The sequence below is a fragment of the Anabaena sp. 90 genome, assembly GCF_000312705.1.
In the GTDB taxonomy this organism is placed as follows: domain Bacteria; phylum Cyanobacteriota; class Cyanobacteriia; order Cyanobacteriales; family Nostocaceae; genus Dolichospermum; species Dolichospermum lemmermannii.
Window position 1 is genome coordinate 4,258,986 of record NC_019427.1, and the last position, 19,524, is coordinate 4,278,509.

The following is a 19,524-nucleotide window of genomic DNA, read 5'->3' on the forward strand; positions in this document are numbered from 1 at the left end:
ACAGAGATAATTTCATAAGAGGAGAAATATTTTTAATTTCTAGTTTTTATTTTCTTACCTTTGCGCCTTTGCGTGAGATAATTATTCTTCTATTAAAACAGATTGATGATTAATTATTTCTCCTTCATTTTCATTATCAGATGCAAATGAATTTTTTGGTTCTTTGAGGAAGAATCCACACATAAAGGCGCAAATCATGGCGGCTATTCCCATGGTGGCAAATAGGGTTGATGGGTCTGTTAAACTATAGATTGTTAGATAAACTACGCCGCCAAAGTTGCCGTAAGCACCGACGTTTCCGGCTATTTGTCCGGTTGCTTCTTTTTTGATTAATGGCACTATTCCGTAAGTTGCACCACAACCAGCTTGAGCAAAGTAAGCCGCAAACATGGTGACAGCAATTGCGAGGGGGATAGGCCAATCTTTGTTAATGAAATGTGCCATTAAATAACCTATTGCAATCCCCGCAGAAACTATTGTCATTGTCCATTTACGCGAACCTAATTTATCGGAAATTAAACCACCACTGGGACGAGAAACTAGGTTAAGAAAGGGATAAATGGAGGCAATCATGCCGGCGACAATATGTTCTAAACCAAAGGTTTTTTCAAAGAATGCCGGGAGCATGGAAACGGCTGCAAGTTCTGAACCAAAGTTGGTAATGTAGGTAAATTCTAATAATGCTACTTGACCGAATTGATAACGTTGATTTGCTGGGTAGGTTTTTTTTCCTGTTAGTAATTCGTGATTGACTTGATATGCTTGGTAAGTTTGGTAAGCAAATAATCCTGCTAATACAATCCAAACTATATACATTTGGCTAAGTGTGAGGAAATGAATTTTCTTTTGTTCTAGTCTCCAAGCTAATAAACCCAATGCGAATATTAAACCAAGGTTGGAAACAATCAACGCCCAAAAGCTTTTAATAGAAGTTACTTCTAATGAGCCATTTTTCTTGGGTTTTTGATAAACTTTACCGCTGGGTGTATCTTGAACGCTTTTAAAGTAGAATAATCCGTAAATTGCAGTGACAATTCCTGTTAAGGCAATTGTTAATCTCCAGTTAGAACCGCTACCACCTAAAAAGCTGGTTGCAATTGCAATTGTTGGTAATGCAAATTCTGCTCCAAATGCTCCAAAGTTACCCCAACCGCCATAAATACCCTGGGCAATTCCCATTTCTTTGGGAGGAAACCATTCGGCTACCATGCGGATTCCTACCACAAATCCAGAACCGACTATTCCCATTAATAAGCGACTAATAACTAGTTGGTTAAAGTCTTGGGCTAATGCTGTTGCTAAACAAGGAACAACTGCAAACATTAATAAGAGGGAATAGGTAATTCTTGGCCCGAATTTATCCAATAACATCCCAATAATTAGACGGGCCGGAATTGTTAATGCTAGGTTACAAATTCCTAATGTTTTAATTTGTTCAGGAAGTAAATGTAATTCTTTTCCAATTGTGGTAGCGAAGGGGGCAAAGTTAAACCAACAAACAAAGGTTAGGAAAAATGCAAACCATGTCTGATGTAGTATGCGATAGCGGCCTTGGAATGAAAATAATCCTTTTAACATTTCTTTTCTCGCTAAATAATTGAATTTCTGAAAAATTGGATATAAAAATCCAAGGACAATTATGAAATTGCCTAAATTGATGATTTATCAAACGCGGATAAACGCAGATAAACGCGGATGATTTTATGTCTAGTTATTGAGGTTAAATTATTGCTGGTTCTCGCAATTTTGCCCCAAATTTGGTAATTAGTATTTCTTTCAATATGGGTTGTAAGTCTTCGCAGGGAATACTTTTTTGCACACAAGTTCCTAAATGTGCGTCTTTCCCCACTGTTCCACCCATGTAAATGTCTACACCTTCCAACATTTTGCCATTTTTACGCACTTTAGTTCCCATTAAGCCAATATCGGCTACTTGGGGCTGTCCACAGGAGTTAGGGCATCCTGTCCAATGAATTCGCACAGGACGTGATAAAGTTAGTTCAGATTCCAATGATTTAATCATTGCTAAGGCGCGATTTTTGGTTTCTATTAAGGCAAAGTTGCAAAATTGTGCGCCTGTACATGATACTAGCGATCGCATTAATAAGCCAGGATTAACTGAAAATTTCTCTAATACTGATTCTGTGAAAAATGTTGTTAAACTGGAATCGGGAATATTCGGGATAATGACATTTTGTTCTACGGTAAACCGGATTTCTCCGCTTCCGTAAACTTCCGCTAATCTGGCAATTTCCAACATATCATCAGCAGACAATCTGCCGACGGGAATATTTAAACCTGCGTAGTTAAATCCAGGTTGTTTTTGTTTATATATGCCCACATGATCCCGTTTTTCCCAGTCAATTTCATCTTTTGCTGCTGCGGGTAATAATGATTTTCCAACTCGCTTTTCTACTTCAGCACGGAATTTTTCTATCCCCCATTCATCAAGTAACCACATTAATCGGGCTTTTAGTCTATTTGCACGTAAGCCATGATCTCGGAAAATCTCGACAATGACTTTGCATAATGATACAACTTCGGCGGGAGATACCCAAACATTGAGAGGAATAGCAGCTTCACAACGTTTTGCCGAAAATAAGCCGCCGACAATGACGTTAAACCCAAAGATTGGTACTTCGTTTTCATTTCTCCAAAAAGCGGGAATAAAGGCTAAATCGTTAATTTCTGCATGAACGGAATTATCTCTTCCTCCAGTAATTGCAATATTAAATTTGCGGGGAAGATTGCTAAATTCTGGATTACCTTCACCGTTGTTAGTCAGCATATCCTGGATTTGCTGCACTAATTCTCTGGTATCATAAAACTCATCTGCATCTAAACCAGCTACAGGATCACCTGTAATATTACGGACGTTATCCATCCCTGATTGGATAGTAGTCAATCCGACTTTGTGAAATTTATTAAAGATATCGGGGATATCTTCAAAGTTGATCCCGCGTAGTTGTATATTCTGTCTAGTGGTAATATCGGCGCTGCCATTTTCACCGTAACGCTGTACCACTTCTGCTAAAACTGACAATTGACTGCTGTTGAGAATACCGTTAGGTAGACGCATTCGCATCATGAATTTACCGGGAGTGACTGGACGGAAAAATACACCTAACCATTTTAGGCGATGGTTGAGGTCGTTTTCGTCCATTGCTTCCCAACCAATTTGGGCAAAATTTTCTATTTCGTTTTTAACTACGAGTCCGTCTTTTTCGGCTTTGAATTTCTCGAATTTATTGAGTTTATCTGTGGTAGTTGCTGTTTCTATCATTATGCTTTTTTTGGGGAAACAGGACTGAATTAACTGTGTATCCGTGTTCTTATCGGTTCTGTACTTGCCACTTTGGGGAAATAACTGATAGTAGTTTCCTGGTTGGTGGTGTAACAGTTTCGATATTGTTACGTTAGTGTGATTTTTCATAACAGTTCGTATAGTAGGTTACTAAATTTGAGTAATTATGCAAAAATTGGATATATTGATTGCGGTTTTTGCATAATTAATGGAAGATTGTTTTTAATAGATATGTTTATACAGATAAAAGCGGCAATAATTGTTTTGTCACTGGTAAATAACAATCACCTTGCTAAGTTTGATAGCAAAGTTTATTTTTGTAAAATTAGGTAGTTTGTTTGTGAGAATTGCTATATTATAATCTTGTGTTAATACCAAGATATTGAAATTAAAAAAAACCATGATAGATCCCGTAATCAACAGTTTTGTTCAGGAATATTTGCAAGATTATGAGCTAGAATCGAAAGATGATCCTACAGATTTTGAACGATTCGCTAATTATTGTGTCTTTTCGTCTTCTAATCGAACAGGAGACGAATTTGATATTACTAAAGTTCATACTGGACAACCGAGTGATACAGGATTAGATGGTATTGGTATTTTAATTGATGATATTTTAGTTAATTCTAAAGATGATGCAGAAAATATAATTGGAGATAATAAAAATAGAAGTTTTGAATTAAAATTTATTTTCATACAAGCTAAGTTAAAAAACAGTTTTGAACTTACTGTTGTAGAGAGAACAATGAGTGCAATTAAAGATTTTTTTTGCAGATTATCGAGATAAAAAACCTTTCTATTCAAGAAGTCAGAAAGTTCAGGAAAAGGCAAACTTAGCATCACATTTACTGAAAACATATATTAAAAATATACGGAAACGTCCAGAATGTAAGATTTACTATATCAGTATTTCTCACAAAGATGCTGAGTCTAAAATCAAAAATAAACAATTAAGATTGTTGAAAGAGTTAGAAGAGGAATTGACATTTTTATCTAGTATTAATTTTTCTTTTTGGGGATATAAAGATATTGAAAAGTTATATAGACAAACTCAACTTCAAGTTGAGACTACTATTAAAGTTAATAATTCCTTTGATTTGGAAGTTCCTGGAGTAGAGAAAGCATATATAACAACAATGTCTTTTTCTGAATTTAGGAAAATAATTTTGCGTGAAGATGAAGATAAAAGCATCAGAGATTTTATTTTTTATGATAATGTTAGAGGTTTTTTAGGAGAAGAAAATAGAATTAATGAAGGCATAAAACAAACTCTTGAATCTGACGATAAAATTTATCTTTTTCCTATTTTAAATAATGGAGTTACTATTATTACTCAAGAGTTACACATAGTCAAAGATAAAACATATAGATTAGTTGACTATCAAATTGTTAATGGTTGTCAAACTAGTCATGTACTGAATATTTGTAAAAATGTATCTAACATAGATGATACAATTATTCTTGTTAAAATAATAGAAACAGATAACGATAATATTAGAAATGAAATTATTAAGGCGACTAATTCTCAAACAGAGGTTCAGAAAGAATTACTAGCTGCTTTATCTGATTTTAATAAAAAATTAGATGAATATTATGAGATTCAGAAATCAGGACATCAGAAGCCACTTTATTATGAAAGAAGACCCGGACAATTTCTGCGCCAAGATGTTATTAAAAATAGAATTATTAAAATTAGACCTCAGATTAAAACTTTCACTGCAATGTTTTTGGATGAACCTCATAATTTTAGCTATTTTGATAAAAAATTAATTGATAGAATTGGAAATGATATTTTTGCTAATTCTCATTATCCAATCCCTTATTACACAAGTTCATGGGCATTTTATCAACTTAACTATTTATACAAAAAATTGAAAATATATGTAAATCTGAATTATGAAAAAAAAGATACATCAACTAAAGTTAAATATTATCTACTAATGATTTTTAAATATATTGTTAGTGATAGTGATTGTCCTAGTTGTAAAAATAAGAAAGATATAGAAAAATATTGTGAAACAATTATTAGTATTCTTAATGATATTGAAAAATGTGAAGAAATATTTATCCAAACCAATGATAAATTTAATACTCTAGCCCAACAATATTATCAAAAATCTAATAACTCAGATTTTATTGATTATGAAAAAATTTGTAAACAACAAGCTTTTACTGATTTTATTTTGTCAGAACTAAATGCTACCAATAAAAATCTTCCAAGAATTCGACAAAACCATATAAATAGTAAGCAACTATTGCTTCCCCTGGAGAACTAGTTAATCATATGAGATATATCTGACACAATCTATTACTCGGATATTAACACTGGAGTAATAAACAGACATCACAAAACTAAAAAATGCTATAATGTGCAACACCAGAAAATTTACAGAGTCATTTGCTATAATTGTACTTAAGAATAGTTATGTGAGGTAAGTTACTATGATTACAAAACAAATGATTCAAGAGAAACTAAAAAATTTAACAGAAGAACAACTTAATCAAGTTTATGGAATTATTGAACAGTTAAGCGATTCAGAAAATGCTGTTAAAAAACCTAGTCTCATGTCCAAATTACGAAAGATTAAAATTGATGCTCCTGAAGATTTCTCGATTCAAGTGAGTGTTAGTTTAGGGAGAGATACAAGTGAGGGATAAAATTTTTGTTGATACGCTGTTTATTGTAGCCTTAATAAACAAACGGGATCAATATCATCTCAAAGCTTTAGAATTAGCTCAAAAATTTGAAAATTATCCTTTGATAACCACTGATGCAATTTTATTAGAAGTTGGTAATGCTTTATCGAGTAATTATAAAAGTGAAGCAGTTGAATTAATGGAAACTTTTTTAAATTCTGATGAAGTAGAAGTTATCCGGTTAAATCCTGAATTATTTGAAGAGGCATTAAATTTATACAAACAACATCAAGATAAATCATGGGGTTTAGTTGATTGTGTTTCTTTTGTGGTAATGAAACAAAATAAAGTTACTCAAGCTTTAACTTTTGATAAGCATTTTATTCAAGCTGGGTTTCAAGCATTAATGAGATAATAAAGATTGTCCTAAACTAACATTATTAACAGGTTTTACAATAATCCAGTCATAAGTTTTGACTTCTTTTGCTCCTGGTATTGAATCTCCCCATTGTGTTAATTCTTGAAAAACGGCTGATGATATGATAATTTATCCATAAAGTTGTTCTACTAATTGGATTTTTCCCTATAGCTGATAGATTAGTAATACAGCGGTTTCCGCTCTTATGAGGTACAAAGTTGAATCACGAAACTCTTGTAGTGCGGGCATCTTGCCCGCTAGATATGTACCTCATAACACCGGGAAGTGCTGTAGGTGAAGTATTGCTAACTATGATCATAAATTTTAGATAATTCCCAAGTTTTTTAAATCAACATCTAAATCAGTTTCATCATAATGAATATTAATGTTTCTAATGATAGTGATTTATTGAGAGTTGAAGAATTAAGTTTAGAGAATTGGTAACAGGAAGATGGCAGTTTTGGGCGATTTCACGTTTCTGTACACATTTTGGCGATTTCCCGCCCACCTCTTAGGCGGTTATATTAATTAATACTTAAAATAAGTCCTTCACGAGCTAGTAATGCTTTAGGGAATACTGACTGAATTTCAGTTTGAACATGATCAAGAAAATCATCATCATCAGAATGATGATAGGAGATTACTAACCGTTTTACTCCAGCTTTCTGAGCCACTAGGAGTAGGAATCAAACCACGTACAAGAATCGCACCTGAAATAGATCAGATTCACCAGCAAGAGTAGGACTTAGTTGTTCAGGAGCATAAATTTGAGAATCGGACAACTCAAAATTTAACATTTTATTGAAAATTAGAGCTTACTGAGCAGATCATCATAATGTCGCACTTCTAATAACTGGTTTTTTTCACCCACAATTACAACAGTCGGAGAGTAACATTTTAACTCTTCTATAGTAAACTGCCCGTAAGTCATGATAATCAAGCGATCGCCAACTACACCTAAACGTGCGGCTGCTCCATTTAATTCAATCGCTCCTGAATTAGCGGGAGCAGGTATGGCATAAGTAATAAAACGCTCACCATTAGCAATATTCACTACTTGTACCTGCTCATAGAGGAATATACCAGCTTTTTTCAGGAGAACCTCGTCAATGCTGATACTACCCACATAGTTAATATTTGCTGCTGTGAGCGTACAGTTATGAATTTTTGCCGACAAGAGAGTGCGCTGCATTTGAGTTTAAATTTTTTTTGCAACCAGTAAGATAGTTGGGAATTAGACTCAGTAAGTGATTACTGATGATTCCACAATTATCGGTTTAGTGGGTAATGAGTAATTCACATTACCATCACCCATAATCTATTATGCTTTAGCTTTAGCTGCTTGAATGAACTTTTCCACCAAGGGAGCTACCTTATCCACATCCTGCCAACCGAGAATTTGCGTGACCTTTTTTTCCAAATTTTTATAACTACGGAAAAATTCAGCAATTTCTTCTAGTCGGTGAGGGGATATGTCTTTGAGAGACTTTACATGAGCATAGCGCGGATCTTTATCGGGAACACAAAGAATTTTTTCATCACGATCGCCACCATCAATCATTTCCAAATAACCAACTGGTCTAGCCGCAATCACGCAACCGGGAAATGTTGGTTCATCCATCATTACCATACCATCTAACGGATCGCCATCATCAGCTAAGGTATTAGGGATAAAACCATAATCATAAGGATACTTGACCGAAGAATAGAGAACCCGATCTAAAGCAAATGCTTGTAAATCCTTATCGTATTCGTATTTATTTTTACTTCCGCCAGCAATTTCAATCAGGACATTAATTACACCTGGCTTTGGTTGGGCAGGAATCAAAGATAAATCCACAACAAAACTCCTTTACTAAAAGTGAATAAGCGGTAGCAGCCATTTTCGCTCCCAGTGTAAGATTCTAAGGCATTGTGGATCTCTTCCCCCAGATTCCTGCTAAAAATCTTGGCGAATTTCACAAATGATCAAAAAAAAGCAGAGAAAAAAACTCCCTGCCCATTATCCTCTGCTTTGACTCCTAAATTCTGCTGTATATTTTAATCTCCGGGAATAGATAGGTTATAGCTTAAGGATGGCTGATTGTTTTCAACATTTACTGAAGAATAGTGGGCGATGATAAATACTGGTAAAGTGAGGGTGATCAAAGCGATCACTGTTCCCACAATGTCTGCCAAACGTTGGGAATATGTATCGGAAGAATGGGCAGACTGGCTATTTAAATTCATACAAGGTTGCAATTAATCAGAATCACGAGTGGGTTGACTCCCTGGAAAAGAGGGTCTACACCATTCTAACTATTTTTTTACTATAAACCGTAATGTCAGGGATAACTGACATTTTTGATCCTTCAGAAATTCCGTAGGGGCGCAGGTCTTGCGTCCAATTAGATTAGTCCCTGCGCCCAAGATTATGCAGCCACTTTTTGTCCTGTAGTTGATTCTTCAGGTTGTGGTGACTCTTGTTTTTCTTGATTTCCTTGTTCTGAATCACTGCTGGGTTGAACTATTTGGAGGTGAATATTATTCACTTGATTAATAAATAGTTCTATTGCCTGACTTACTCTTTGTTGTTGTTTACCTTCTTCGGAAATATCATAACAACGATAGGCTGGGCTAATTCCCAAAATAAACTTTTCCTGTTCAGCTTCTAATAATTCAACGGCTTTGTTAGCAGCCATCCAATTTTTTTCAAAAGGAAATGAGGTAACGATACTAGCAACAATGGAAGCAACGGCTGGGCAAATAACAGGCAGCCATTTTAACCAGCTTTGTCCTGCTTCTAATTTATCCACCAACACTAAAATTGGTGTGACACCTGACAAAATAACGGTAGAAATTTGCAAAACATAGTAAAGAGTTCTGGCGAGATTTCGAGAACTTTTATAATCATCAATCAACTCTTGACAATATTCTAAAGCTTTAGCTCGTGCTGGTAAAACTGTATTATAGTCCAATGTAGTGCCATTGCTTAATAGAGAGGTATAGAGTTCAGCTTTTTTGGAAAGCTCAGTTTTTTGTGATTCCTTTTGAGCATTCTTCACAGATTGTCTATTGAAGATAAACAAACCAAGAGCAACAGTTAAAGCAACGGATGCAGCAGTTATATATTGTTGATCACTAGAACCAACATAAATGATGAAAATTGATGTGATAGCAACTGCGGCTAATAAATAATCAATCAACTTGAAAAAAAACAGCATATTTTTTCCTGGTGTGGTTATTGTCGGAATGTTGAATTGATGATTGGAAACCCCGTTGTAAAAATATTTTCACAACCAAAGATCTATATTACACGAAAGTAACATTATTGACAAGTTGCCAGGACTAGCAATATTTTTCGGAAAAAAGGTTAAGATCCGGATTTTCCAGTTGTTTTCAAGGATACGCTCAAAGATTGATGGAATAAGGATTGTAGGCAGGTATGATGGGAAGCGGTAACACATCAAAACCCGTACCCAATAAAAATGTTGCCTATGCTACCTGTATTTTATCAGACATATTTAGAGACACAATTTAGCCCTAGCGAAAGTTTATTTCTAAATATAATAATTACTGTATTACAGTCAATTCAAAATATAGGTTTATGGTAAGTGTGGTATGGGAGAACAGAAGTTTTCCCGTATATTTTGAATTATTACCAAAATTAGGGAGTAGTAATTTTGATGAACAAAAGAAAATATTATCCCATATTTTACCGATATTTGATATTTATAAAATATGTGTATTAGGAGATAGAGAATTCTGTTCTGTTGTCTTGGCAAACTGTTTCAGGGAAAGGGAAGTATATTTCTGTCTTCGATTGAAGAATAATCACTTTGTAGAAATAAAAAAAGATATTTATGTGCAATTAAAAACTTTGGGATTATCTCCAGGTGTTTCTTTATTTTTACAAGGTATTGAAGTCACAAAAACTCATGGGTTTGATAATTTCAATATCGCTGGTAAATGGAAAGGTAAAGTTAAGGGAATAGCCCCAAAAGAACCGTGGTTTATTTTAACAAATTTAGATACTATCGCCGAGGCTATTTCAGCTTACAAGAAAAGATTTTGTATTGAAGAAATGTTTAGAGACTTTAAAAAAGGAGGTTATTGTTTAGAAGGTACTCAAGTTAGAGGCAATCGACTAATCTCTTTGGTTATATTAATAGCTATCGCCTACACTAGTGCTACTATTGAAGGACGGCAAATTAAGCGCCAAGGGTTGCAAAAATACGTTGGTCGCGTTAAAGAATTTGGCAGATATGAACGTCGTCATAGTACTTTTTATATTGGATTTTATGGTACAGCTTGGGTTGATTTTGATACAAGTTGCTGGGACTCGGTTTTAGATTTATTGAGACTTATTCCTAATAAGCGCAAGTACTATCAACGGGGTCTAAGGGCTATAGAGCTTATTCTACCTACATCCTAGCTTCATTGTCGCCCCGTCAGACCATTACCTTGAACTAAAGTAAGTTGACTATTAGATAATTCTTTCAATCTTTTTGCTAATTGAACTCCAATTAATGGCTCATTTTTGAGGACTTTAACCAAAAAATCGTTGCGTTCTGCTTCTGGTAAAGTGGGAATTAATGCTTCTAAAGATGTAAATTCTGCCTGTGTAGAATTACTAGCTGTAGCTGCTACTGTAATTAGGGCTTGCTGAATAAGTATCCAAAGCGAACCTAGATGCCACACAGTGCGAAAAATGGTGGTTTGGGAGATTGGTTTCCAAATTCACCCCCTGATTTTCCATAGAAATGCAAGGATTTTGAGGCTCTAAATGCCATAGCCTTGCACTTTTTTGTTCCCAAAATCAGCAAAACCCTTATTTAGAGGCGGTTCTAGCTTTACTCAGCAAGCCCTACTTAACCAGCTTTTTGTTGATGTGTGACAGTTAGGGTGCGGAATGTGGGCTACAAACCCATCTTCCGCACCCTAAACTGTCACACAACGAAAAATGGTCGTTGGTGGATTTGGGATTAGCGAACTGCTTGCAGCAGCGCTTCGCTATCGCCACATAAAATTTCGACCTTTTTGTATAAAAATCATCCTTTAATATATTAAAAAGTCCGAAATTACCGATTGTGACACCGGGGGGTGCGGAATGTGGGTACAAATACCACCCTTGACAATTTCCCCTTTTCCTTAACTTGTCACCAATGCCCAAAGAAAGAACATGATCTTTCTTGTCGGGATTAGCGCCCAAGAAAGCAAAGTAAACAGGTACGCCCGTATTACCTAAAGCACCATCCACAGTACCATTAGCAATCAAATAGGGAGCATAAATCTTACCACCAGCAAACACACCTTGAGTACCAGCCCCATGGTCATTCATTATTACACCATGCAACTGACTATTACGGATAGCGGCTTGATCATAACCAGCATCACCAGGACGGAACAAAGTACCAGTTAAACCATCCTTCACAGTTCCTTGAGTATCCTCAACCTCATAGAAACCAATAGTATTATCATAAGCCGCCTCACTAGCAACCACAGGGAACAAAGCCTGAATTTCTTTACCATTGAAATCTCGCAAATCAACAACTTCCATACCTGATTGTCGTTGCAAATCAGCACCCAAAGGCACAGGTTCATTAGTAGTTTCCACCGTTAATACTAAATCCTTTTGAGCATCACCCAATTGGTCTTGGAAACTCAATTGCAACTTACCAGCAGCCAGTTCATTAATATCCAAAATCTTGGAACTGCTGCTATTAAACGGAGAACCCAATAACACCCGATTCAACAAACTAGAATCAGCCTTCACCGCATCCAAACTAGTATCCTGCAACAACACAGCACCCAGATATTGACTTTGGAAACCATCAATAATTTTCGTGGGGTCAGCAATGAAATTATCAGGAATTACAGAGAAGATAATTTCAGCACGTTGGAGTAAAGCATTGAGATAACCATTTTGACCTGGTAATAAACCATTCACAGCACCTTGTTCATTGTCATAAGCCACAAAAGCAACTTCATGAATGACTTGTTTCTCTAGATGCTTACTATTCAGAGAGAATTTGAGCTTCTGATTATTTAACTGTCCTTGCAATTTCAAAACATTGTTTTGGTTGTTAAAGACTACTGCTGATTTAACAGAAACATTAACTGAAGCTGAATCTGTACCGCCCTTACCATCATTAACTTGATAGGTGAATTTATCTATTCCCGTGAAATTGCTGTTGGCAGTATAGATAATAAAATCATCAGTTTTGTCATTAGGTGTGCCATTATCATTAATTTGCACTTGCCCATGACTGGGAGTAGAAACAATGCTCAAAGTTAAAGAATTATTATCTAAATCTTTGTCATTGTTGAGAACATCAATATTAACTGCTGTGTTAGTTGTAGTTTGGGCGTTGTCATCTTCAGCAATGGGGATACTATTTAAATTGTTGGTATTGATACCCAAAGGTGCAGTAGTCTGTAATCCCAATTCTTTAGATAATTCATTTTTCTGACGGGGTAACAGGTCGGTATTGAAATTACGGGCATAAATTTCGCTATAGTTACCCACCTCTTTAATCATCTTCACTACAAAGTCATTGGGTAAACCAAGAGATGTACCGATATTTCCTCGCAGTCCTAAGAATGCCTGAATTTCTATTGATGAGTTATTTTCCTTGAGGTCATCGGTATTATCAGCAATGAATTGATCAATATTTTCAGAGGTAATGCCATATTCTTCCGCTTGTTTTAAGGCATTTGTTACCCAGCGCACTACATCAGACCAATCTGATTGATTTTCATCAACAATTAGGGCTAAAGGCTCTTTAGTGAAATTATCTCTGATAATTTGATGTTCTTCGGGATGGGGTAGGGAAGAAATTCTACCTGCTAGTAAGGAAACATCATTAAAAACAGCATCTACTTGTTTGCTGTCGTAAGCAGCATACATCTCACTGCTGCTGCTATAAATGACGGGATTGATCTTGACATCAAAGACCTTGAGGGCATCTTCTAGGTTTTGTAAGGCTGTAGTTCCTGCAACTACACCAATTGTGCGACCGTTGAGCAGAGGTAAAGCAGTAATACCACTATCTAATCGTGTCAAAAGTCCCTGTTCGGTGTAGAGATAAATGGGACTGTAGTCAACACCCAATTTGGCATCACGCATCAGGTTTTGGGTATATGCACCAGCAGAAACATCGACTTTACCATTAGCAGTATTAGCAAAACCATCGTTAAATTGCTGAGACACAAATTCAATCTTGCTGGCATCGCCAAATACTGCTACTGCGATCGCTCGACCTAAGTCAATATCAAAACCTTGGTAAGTACCATCATTGTTCTTCTCAACAAAACCTGGGAATGTAGAGCTTTCTGGGATACCAAATTTGAGAACTCCGCGCTGTTGAATCTCTGTGAGCAAATTGCGTTGATCATTATTAATTAATTGGATATCTTGGGTGACACCAGAGAAGGGTGGAGAATACATTAATCCATTGTCTGTCCACAGAAGATTGCGATCGCGCTCTAATTTAGAGAAATGACGTTGATAAATTTCCCCATAGTTACCAACTGCCTCGATGATTTGCACGACAAAATCATTGCGGATATTTAATGCTTTTCCTAGTTCATCTTGCAAACCTAAGAAGCGACGAATCGCCGGTGAAGCATCATTCTTGGTATCAGTATCAGTATTCTCGGCAATAATTTGGCCAATGTTTTGGGAAGTAATACCAAATTCTTCTGCTTGAATGGTGGCATAAGTCACCCAACGGACCACATCTGCCCATTCTGATTCATTTTCTGGCAATACCAAAGAAATGGGTTCTTGAGAAAATTCTACGTCGAGGATGCGGTTTTGAGCTATGGCATCACCTAAACGATTGTAAATTAATGCCCTGTCTGTAGAAATAGCAGCTATCTCGCCATTCTGATATGCCGCAAATAATTCATCTGTTGTTTTAAATTCTTTGGGTGTGAAGTTAATTCCCTGGGGTGTTAACAGGTTTTGCAGATTACCTAATGCATTGGTATCACTGACGACACCAATAATCAACCCGTTCAAATCTGAGGCATTTTTGATCGTGCTATCGGCTTTAACTGCGATCGCTTGGTAATCATAGAGATATGTAGGCCCAAAATCTACATTCAGTTTAGCATCCCGATCAAGATTTTGGCTGACTCTCCGCGTAGTTAAATCTAAAGTTTGGTTAGCCACCTGTGTGAAGCCATCGTCAAAAGAAGTTGTAACTAATTTGATTTTGCTCTCATCACCAAACAAGGCAACTGCTATGGCTTTCACAAATTCTAGGTCAAAACCCAAGGTGGTAGCATAACTGTTTGATGTTCCAAAGGTGATGTAACCACGTTCTAAAACTTTGTCTAGTAAGGATTTATTACTAGTATCTGTAGATTCTGGTATGGAATTAGCAGCAGTAACACCAGTATTTATAGTCTTTAAGGGTTCTGTTGCTGCTTTAACTTGCGGTGTTACTTCTGGTATGGCTTGAGGTGCATCAACAATCTGAATAATTTCACTCAGGTTCGGGAAGAATGAGTAAGTTGCCCCATTATTTTGGATCAGTGCCAGATTCTTACCTTGGAAATCTAAGATGCCACTGAGGAAAGTAAAATCATTGAGGTCATTAACACCAAAGCCACTCTGGGAAATTTGGATTTTATCACCTTGATTGGGATTGAAATCTAATAGAGTATCAAATCCATCATTAGCAGAATTGAGGAAGAAGACATCTGCACCTTGACCACCATTGAGGATATCATCACCCAAGCCACCAATTAAGATATCATGACCTTCACCACCAACTAACCAATCGTTATCTTCATTACCGACCAGGGTATCATTACCGCTTTGTCCTTCTATTTGGTCATTACCTGCATTACCTTCCAGATAGTCATTGTCCACCCCACCTTTGAGGATGTCGATCCCTGCACCACCTTGGAGACTATCTTCGCCAACACTACCTTCAAGAATGTCGTTTCCGTCCCCACCATTGAGGCTATCATCCCCATAATTGCCTTCTAGAAGATCATTACCTGCACCACCAATCAAGGTATCGTTGTCTTTACCACCACGCAACAGATCATCACCTGCTTGACCATCGAGGATATCACTACCATAATCACCCTCTAGGCGGTCATTGCCGGCTGCACCTGTCAAAGTATCATCAGCAAAAGTACCAAGCTTAACAATGGCTGTAACTGGGTTATTAACTACACCTTGATCATCATCTGCAATTTCAATTAATCCAACTGTGCCTGTGGGGTCAATGGTATAACCTTCACCTACTGATTTCAGTCTTAGGGCAATGGTTTCTAAGGGTTCATCAATGGTATCGTTGAGGGCTGTAACTTTAATGGTGGCACTGCTTTGACCAGGAGCAATATACAGTTCACCAATGTTATCTGCGGATACGTCTAGTTGATAGTCTTGGTTGAGAGTCGCAGTTCCGGTGAGGGAGTAGAAGACGGTTAAACCTTGGTTGGGTGCAGGTTGGTTGAGTTCAATAGTGAATTCTACTGAGTTGGTACTGTTTTCAGCTATTTCTTTGTTAACTGTAACTACGCGAATCCGACGGTTGCCAAAGGCCGCGATGTCTGCATCCACGAAGGTGTTACTCTTCTGGAGAGTAGTTTGAAACTCTTGCTCAACCGCTGCTGATGTTTTCTGACCTTGAGCCAATTCTGTTACCAACTTGGCACTATCACCCTGTACCAACCGTTTCATTGAAGCTATAGCTGGCAACACTTCAGCGAGAGTTCTCTTAGTAGCGATTTGGGCAATTTGAGATAAATATTCGTTACCTTGGACGACTATTTGCGCTACTGTATCTAACTGTTGTTCTGTAGCTGTAAGATTTCTTTCTGTAATCAGGAAGCTAAAGAAGGGTTTAAGGTCAGTTTCTTTAGTGAAATCTAAACCTGTCTGGGTTTGTGCGGAACGTTGTTGGAGGAACTTAGCGAGTCCAGCGATCGCATCTAGTAAATTATTAGGATTAGCTTGTCCCTCTGGTGTAGCAGTTTGCAACCCATCCAATAATGCTCTACCTTGATTGAGCAATGCCTGAATCTGTACATGAGTTAAGTAAACTTTTAAGCCATTTGCTGAGTTTTCACCTACAGCTTTGAGAGGATCAAAGGTTTCTAAATTAACTGCTAAATTTAGCCCTAATTGCTGTTTAACTAAAGTATTCGCTTCATCTCGGTCTAATCCACCTTGTACCAGCTTTGCCTGTAAGCTGGTAAGGGGAGTAATAATTGTTGCACCAGGTAGAGCAATTAACGCCCCTGATGGTAAGCCACTGGAAGTATCAAAACCTCCTAAACCCAGCAGTTGTCCTTCATTGATATCTATTTGTCCATTGTTGTTTTTATCCAGTTCTACAGGCAAATCAAGATTAAATTGACCATATTCATCCGTAATGGATTTAATTTCTTCTTCATCCCACTGATTATTAAAGTTGACATCAAAGAATATCGTTGCACCAGCAATATAGCTTTGAGACAGTGCGCCACTAGCACTAAATCCACTTGCGCCCAAGGAGAATTTCGCTAAATTAAAGCGGGCAAATTCTTTTTGCCATACTGTACCTACGATGGCGACGCTGACTTTAGCATCGAGGAAAGCATCAATATTTCCATTCAGGTCAAATAATTGTAATGGGTTGTTGATCCGAGAAATAATCTCAGAACCGCGAATCTTGCCATCGCTAGTACCATTATTTTCGCCAACATCATTGAAGCCTAGACCAACTTTCCCCTGAATGCCACCGCGCATAAAAGCACTAGCAAAACCAACATCTAATCCTAATCCTGCTGCAATAGTGGCATTCAAAACTAACTCATCAATATCTTGTCCTTGAGCATTCCAATCACCGACGTAAAAACCATCAAAGATTCGATAAATATCTTTAAAGGCAAAGTCTTTGTCTTTCCATTGATTGACACCATAGCTATCAAATCCAACCAGCAAATTAGTTTTAGCACTAAACTCACCACTTAGCTGACCTGCTATTGGCCCCCAAATGGGGAAGTTTTTAGACATTGCAAAGTTAAAGTCGAGGTCGGGAACATCATAAATTACCAAATCTGTAGTTTTACCCAAGAGCAAATCAATTGCTTTCATGGGGTTAGTAAGGACAGGGAACTGTAAACCTTCAATATTTTTCAGCTTGCTTAGGAAACCACTGGCAGGTTTACCACTACTTTTTTGTTCCGCTTGTTTGATTGGGTCTATGGTGCTATTGGTTGTTTGTAATGCCGAGGTATTGCCGTTGTTATTTGTTTCGACTTTATTGGCTGCATCTTTCGCATCTTTACTGGCAGCTTTAAAGCCGCTTAATGTATAACTGCCCAAATCAATAATAATTGGTTGATTGGCAGGCATCTTACTTAATTCAGTAATCAATCCAACAATATCACCAACTGCCTTAATGAATTTTTGTGATGTTTCTATTTTGGCTTTCTGGTCAGCAGGGGCTAATTTTTTAGCGATTTCTAACAGGGTAACTTTCCCATCTCTGTTATCGTCAAATCCACTTAATCTCAGTGTAGTAAAGAGTTTCGTATCGCTATTGAGTAGTTGAATAACAGGTTTCAGAGGCTCAATTATTTCGTTGACTTCTTTGATAATAGGTCCAATCAAGTTACTTATGAACGAGCCTAAGTCAATAGCTATATTATTCAGCTTGATATTTGCCCCGGTTTTTGATGCTTCCTGTTGATTGCCGTAGTTAAATACGGGGAAGTTAGCGGCTAAATCGAAACTAAAGGCAGGGAAGGCAGGATTACCTTCGATACTGGTTTTGGTTGTGAGTCCCAGATTAGCTCCACCAGTCAATTGATATTCCACTAAATCAAAGAAACCTTGTTTGGCCTTTCCTTTGCCTTGTTTGAGCAGATCAATTAAATCTAAGGCACTTAACCGTCCACCATCATCAATACCTTTAAATGTCCACTTACCATTACTGTAAGTTAAACCTAATTCTAAACCACTAATTGTTCCAGAGAGGTTAATTTCTTTACCAGAAGTACCTGTTTTGGTAATGCTGAGTTGGGCGTTATCTAGTTTGATATCAGGGATATATTTGGTAATTATCTCTGGTAACCCAAGACTGTTGATAGGAACTATGGTTTTGAGATCGAGACTTTGCGGTGCACTGAAGAGGAGGCGATCGCTACCAACAAATAAGTTAACAGTTGGTAAATATGTGCTGATATTGCTGGGTAATCCCAAAGCTGTAGCTAGTGTATTTAACTCAACCTCACTGCTAGCAAATTGATATTGAGTAGTGCCTTGACCAAAGTTACTTAAAGTTAAACTGGTGTTTTTTAAGGTTAACTCAGGAATCGTGGTAAAGATGCTATTTAATCCGGGGATAGCATTGATTACCTGCTCCAATTTGATGGTATCGGCACTAAATTGGAATTTGTCGTTGCTTAGTGATAAGTTAACTGGACCAAAGGCAGTCAATATTTCCTCAACTGGTTTAGAAATGGTAGTGGGTAGAATTGATCCAGCTTTATTAGTTAACCAATTTGCTAATTGTTCTGTGGGCAATTTGTCGGCTTTAAAGCTAAAGCTAGCATCTTTCCAAGTTCCAGGAGTACCACTAGCTGTTACTTCCGGTTTGGTAATCGTGACACTGGGGTTAGTAATCGGTAAATCTAAGCCATTAAAGGATAGATTATTGATGCCGGGAATTTTCCGTAAAACATCAGCTAAATCTAAAACCCCTTGGTAGGTAATTTGAACTGTGTTTTTGCCTAGTTGCAGGTCAATACGTCGTGCTAATTCTAGTAAATCATCAACTACATTGAGGACACTTTGAGGCAGTTGGGAAGTAGCTTGTTTGGTTAGCCAATTTATTAATTCTTCCTTCGGTAAATGATCTGCTGCAAAGGTATAATTGGCTTTGCTGATTCCTTTATCTAAGTCATAGATAGTGAGGATGGGATTAGTGATTGGTAGGGCTAAACCAGTGGTTTGTAATTCAGATAAACCAGGAATTTTTTGAATGACTTTGGCAGCGTCTAACGTACCTGCATAACTAATTTGTAGTTTGTTGTTTTTGAACAGGACATCAAAATCAGCCGCAGTATCTATCAGGGCAGTAACTAAATCTTTGATGGATGTAGGTAAGGCATCTTTCGCCGCATCTATTAACCATTTCTTCAAGCCATCTTTATTCAGTTTTTCGCCAGTAAA

Annotated in this window: 13 protein-coding genes and 1 pseudogene; 5 read left to right on the plus strand and 9 right to left on the minus strand. The window is 37.0% G+C overall.

Annotated features, from left to right (window positions below; genetic code table 11):
- Nucleotides 1–81: 81 nt before the first annotated feature.
- Both ANA_RS18610 and ANA_RS18615 read right to left on the minus strand, forming a co-directional pair.
- Nucleotides 82–1,578 (minus strand): NarK family nitrate/nitrite MFS transporter, encoded by a 1,497-nt coding sequence (locus ANA_RS18610; protein ID WP_015081558.1) that lies wholly within the window; start codon nt 1,576–1,578, stop codon nt 82–84.
- A gap of 142 nt (nt 1,579–1,720) precedes the next feature.
- Nucleotides 1,721–3,283, minus strand: coding sequence for a ferredoxin--nitrite reductase (locus ANA_RS18615; RefSeq protein ID WP_015081559.1), 1,563 nt, complete (start codon nt 3,281–3,283; stop codon nt 1,721–1,723).
- Nucleotides 3,284–3,704: 421 nt separating this feature from the next.
- On the opposite strand from ANA_RS18615, the gene ANA_RS18620 reads away from it, so the two are divergent.
- The 4 genes from ANA_RS18620 (at nt 3,705) to ANA_RS18635 (ending at nt 6,356) form a co-directional block, all read left to right on the plus strand.
- Nucleotides 3,705–4,091 carry a hypothetical protein gene (locus tag ANA_RS18620; RefSeq protein ID WP_041458147.1) on the plus strand — a complete coding sequence of 129 codons (387 nt, stop codon included), beginning with the start codon at nt 3,705–3,707 and terminating at the stop codon, nt 4,089–4,091.
- Nucleotides 4,054–5,580, plus strand: a complete 1,527-nt coding sequence (locus tag ANA_RS18625; protein WP_051155223.1) for an AIPR family protein — start codon at nt 4,054–4,056, stop codon at nt 5,578–5,580. The genes ANA_RS18620 and ANA_RS18625 overlap by 38 nt, the downstream gene beginning before the upstream one ends.
- Before the next feature lie 166 nt (nt 5,581–5,746).
- Nucleotides 5,747–5,962 (plus strand): hypothetical protein, encoded by a 216-nt coding sequence (locus tag ANA_RS18630; RefSeq protein WP_015081560.1) that lies wholly within the window; start codon nt 5,747–5,749, stop codon nt 5,960–5,962.
- Nucleotides 5,952–6,356, plus strand: a complete 405-nt coding sequence (locus ANA_RS18635; protein ID WP_015081561.1) for a type II toxin-antitoxin system VapC family toxin — start codon at nt 5,952–5,954, stop codon at nt 6,354–6,356. The genes ANA_RS18630 and ANA_RS18635 overlap by 11 nt, the downstream gene beginning before the upstream one ends.
- A 527-nt stretch (nt 6,357–6,883) precedes the next feature.
- On the opposite strand, the gene ANA_RS26185 is transcribed toward ANA_RS18635, so the two are convergent.
- From ANA_RS26185 to ANA_RS18655, 5 genes are all read right to left on the minus strand, one after another.
- Nucleotides 6,884–7,033, minus strand: coding sequence for a hypothetical protein (locus ANA_RS26185; protein WP_371260363.1), 150 nt, complete (start codon nt 7,031–7,033; stop codon nt 6,884–6,886).
- A 134-nt stretch (nt 7,034–7,167) separates the two neighbouring features.
- Complete coding sequence (gene panD / locus ANA_RS18640) at nt 7,168–7,551, minus strand: aspartate 1-decarboxylase (protein WP_015081562.1); 384 nt, start codon at nt 7,549–7,551, stop codon at nt 7,168–7,170.
- Nucleotides 7,552–7,680: 129 nt separating this feature from the next.
- Complete coding sequence (locus tag ANA_RS18645; protein WP_015081563.1) at nt 7,681–8,199, minus strand: inorganic diphosphatase; 519 nt, start codon at nt 8,197–8,199, stop codon at nt 7,681–7,683.
- Nucleotides 8,200–8,399: 200 nt separating this feature from the next.
- On the minus strand, nt 8,400–8,588 hold the full coding sequence (locus ANA_RS18650) for a hypothetical protein (RefSeq protein WP_041458148.1): 189 nt from the start codon (nt 8,586–8,588) through the stop codon (nt 8,400–8,402).
- A 182-nt stretch (nt 8,589–8,770) separates the two neighbouring features.
- Nucleotides 8,771–9,562, minus strand: coding sequence for a DUF4231 domain-containing protein (locus tag ANA_RS18655; protein WP_015081564.1), 792 nt, complete (start codon nt 9,560–9,562; stop codon nt 8,771–8,773).
- A 380-nt stretch (nt 9,563–9,942) separates the two neighbouring features.
- Here ANA_RS18655 and ANA_RS18660 point away from each other — a divergent pair.
- A pseudogene (locus tag ANA_RS18660) lies at nt 9,943–10,773 on the plus strand (IS4 family transposase); the annotation flags it as partial.
- Nucleotides 10,774–10,775: 2 nt separating this feature from the next.
- Here the strand turns inward: ANA_RS18660 and ANA_RS18665 are convergent.
- Nucleotides 10,776–11,039 carry a hypothetical protein gene (locus ANA_RS18665; RefSeq protein ID WP_041458150.1) on the minus strand — a complete coding sequence of 88 codons (264 nt, stop codon included), beginning with the start codon at nt 11,037–11,039 and terminating at the stop codon, nt 10,776–10,778.
- Between the two features lie 199 nt (nt 11,040–11,238).
- On the minus strand, nt 11,239–19,494 hold the full coding sequence (locus ANA_RS18670; RefSeq protein WP_015081565.1) for a transporter substrate-binding domain-containing protein: 8,256 nt from the start codon (nt 19,492–19,494) through the stop codon (nt 11,239–11,241).
- Nucleotides 19,495–19,524: the final 30 nt, after the last annotated feature.

Excerpts from the sequence above, each read along its gene's own strand:
- ANA_RS18610 (WP_015081558.1), bottom strand. The coding sequence starts at position 1,578 with ATGTTAAAAGGATTATTTTCATTCCAAGGCCGCTATCGCATACTACAT.
- ANA_RS18615 (WP_015081559.1), bottom strand. The coding sequence starts at position 3,283 with ATGATAGAAACAGCAACTACCACAGATAAACTCAATAAATTCGAGAAA.
- ANA_RS18620 (WP_041458147.1), top strand. The coding sequence starts at position 3,705 with ATGATAGATCCCGTAATCAACAGTTTTGTTCAGGAATATTTGCAAGAT.
- ANA_RS18630 (WP_015081560.1), top strand. The coding sequence starts at position 5,747 with ATGATTACAAAACAAATGATTCAAGAGAAACTAAAAAATTTAACAGAA.
- panD (WP_015081562.1), bottom strand. The coding sequence starts at position 7,551 with ATGCAGCGCACTCTCTTGTCGGCAAAAATTCATAACTGTACGCTCACA.
- ANA_RS18650 (WP_041458148.1), bottom strand. The coding sequence starts at position 8,588 with ATGAATTTAAATAGCCAGTCTGCCCATTCTTCCGATACATATTCCCAA.
- ANA_RS18655 (WP_015081564.1), bottom strand. The coding sequence starts at position 9,562 with ATGCTGTTTTTTTTCAAGTTGATTGATTATTTATTAGCCGCAGTTGCT.